The organism is Vibrio sp. Y176 (assembly GCF_033438945.1).
This window is the reverse complement of the sequence record NZ_JAWOQS010000479.1, coordinates 1-726: the sequence shown is the minus strand read 5'-3', so window position 1 is coordinate 726 and position 726 is coordinate 1. Positions and strand designations below refer to the sequence as shown.

At 43.1% G+C, this 726-nt stretch carries 2 protein-coding genes; both read right to left on the bottom strand.

Annotated features, from left to right (window positions below; translation table 11 throughout):
• Positions 1-41: 41 nt before the first annotated feature.
• Positions 42-437, bottom strand: coding sequence for an acyl-CoA thioester hydrolase YciA (gene yciA, locus R7O13_RS26825; RefSeq protein ID WP_005459205.1), 396 nt, complete (start codon positions 435-437; stop codon positions 42-44).
• Between the two features lie 157 nt (positions 438-594).
• Positions 595-726: septation protein IspZ (locus R7O13_RS26820; RefSeq protein ID WP_318305201.1), on the bottom strand; the 132-nt coding region annotated here is incomplete at its 5' end.

Genomic DNA, 726 nt, shown 5'->3' with positions numbered 1-726 from the left:
AAAATGTGAGATTCTTCCTAGCAATTCGATTTTATGACGACTTAGCTTTGCACTGGACGTGGTTTGCCTTCACTGTCGATGGCTACATAGTTAAAGGTTGCTTCACAAACCATGAAACGATCTTCAATGCCGTCTACTTTCACTGGTTTCACCCAAACTTCTAGGTCAACGCTCATAGATGTACGGCCGATTTTCTTACACACGCCGTAACAACAAACCACGTCACCTACGCTGACTGGTTTTTTAAATGTAATGCTTGAAACAGAAACGGTAACGACGCGACCAGAACAGATCTCTTTCGCCAGAATCGCACCCGCCAAGTCAAGTTGAGACATTATCCAACCACCAAAGATATCGCCGTTTGCATTTGTATCAGCGGGCATTGCAAGGGTACGAAGCAGAAGCTGGCCTTTCGGAGAGTTAAATTCTTGGCTCATAGTGACATCCTAAATCTTCAAGGGCGCTCAAAAAAAGCGCAAATATGGTGTGCCAATAAGAATACTAATGCAGTAATTATTGGTCCGTTGAACAAAACAGCGACCCGAAGGTCGCTGTGAATAATACATTTGCGCGGATTATAGCAAAATTGAGTTTTTAATCATCAACCGAGACATCGGAGGAGTTATTTTTCTCTTCCTTTGGCATGTGCTTGTAAATGTAGACACCAGTAGCAATCATGTAGGCGAAGGTGGCAATCAGCATTCCAAACACTTTGAAGTTAACCCA